At 67.5% G+C, this 1,533-nt stretch carries 1 protein-coding gene; it reads right to left on the bottom strand.

The features are described 5' to 3' along the window. Positions 1 to 131 precede the first annotated feature (131 nt). Positions 132 to 1,533, bottom strand: a 1,402-nt coding sequence (locus R1101_RS28385; RefSeq protein WP_016935578.1) for a helix-turn-helix domain-containing protein, incomplete at its 5' end; no start/stop codon positions are given.

Genomic DNA, 1,533 nt, shown 5'->3' on the forward strand with positions numbered 1-1,533 from the left:
GATCGGATGCGCCCATTCGATGATGCGATCGGCTCCCACGCGACCTGCCACGAGAGTGAGCCCGAGTTCCGGCACTGTCGCAAGCCGACGCACGGTGATGGCCATGACCCAATCCTTCCTCAGAGCGACCGCTATGCGGTGCGACGCTCGGCGAGAACCTCGAGAGCCAGATGCACGTCGGCGACGTCCCGGGGAGAACGCAACGAACAACCCAACAGCTCTTCGACTCGTTTCACGCGGTGCCGCACGGTGTTCGGGTGCAGATTCAGCTCCCGCGCAGTGCGCCCCACGTCCAGTTCGCGTGCCAGGTGAAGCACGAGGAAGTCCATCAGGTCCTCGTGTCCGTCGAGCAACGGTGCCAGAACGGCGGTAGCTCGTGCGAGCGCCGCTTCCGGATCGCGAGCCGCCAGCAGCCAGTCGGCGAGACCGACGTCCTCGAAGCGTTGGGCGGCACGTCCGCGGCGCTCGGCGGCCCGCCACGCCCAGCGTGCCTCACGCAACTTCTCGGGACCACGCGTGGGGTCGGTGAACGGTTCGCTCGATCCACACCTCAATCCCTGCGGAAGGTTGGCGGACCACGATTCGAAGGCCTCCGCTCCAGCAGGGACCACACCGACGAGACCCCCCTCGCTCCGGGCGAGCAGCAGCGTGAGCCCCAGATCGCGAGCCAGACCGGACACGTCCGCCTCGACGGCCTCGAGCAGGGAGTTCGCCCGGAACACCCATCGACGGTTGTCGTACTCCGGAGCAGCGGACAGAACCAGTAGGCGCACGTCGGGATCCGGGCCGAACCGCAGCATCTCCAACTGTTCCAGGACGGTACCGGCGTGGGCCGGGTCGCCCGAGACGAGCGCACGCACCAGTGCGGTGTGGCGCGCGCGGTTCTCCACGGTAGCTCGCTGACGGGTGCGCTCGATGGTGTTGAGCAGCCTCAGCGACACTTCGACGGCAGGGTCGGTGAGGGGGTCGCTGAGTTCGTTCGTCTTGGAGGCGAGAGCCAACCAGTAGTACTGGTCGCCGGGTGAGATGGAGTGAGCACTCACCGCCCATCGACCCACCCTGAACAGCAACCGCCCCTCCCGGCCGCGAAGTTGATTGCGGATCAGGTGCACCGGCGCGCCGCCGGCCGAGGCGACGACATCCCCGACCTCGTTGTAGAGGATCACGCTGCTGCGGAGCAGGCCGGCGAGTCGGGCGACGAGGTCGGCCTCGGGAGCCTCGGCGGTCATCGCCTCGAGCAGGTGGTTCTGCATCTGCAGCGTGCGTCGTAGCAGCATCGAGTCCTGCGCCTGCACCGCCGCTCCGACGCGCCCGACCACCTCCATGAACGGCAGTTCCGACGGAATCGCCACGACGGCGAATCGATGGCGCTCGGCCTCGTCGAGCAGGGACCGTGGAATGTCCTCGGTGATCACTCCTACGCCGTACCCCAGTGCGGTGATGCCCGCCCCGACGAGTTCGCGGATCAGTTCGCGGTAGGCCGGCTGTGGGTGCTCGAGGACCGGAAAGCGTGAACCGGTGGTGAGCATCATC

Origin of the sequence: Rhodococcus sp. R1101 (assembly GCF_000278445.1) — a bacterium.
GTDB lineage: Bacteria > Actinomycetota > Actinomycetes > Mycobacteriales > Mycobacteriaceae > Rhodococcus > Rhodococcus gordoniae.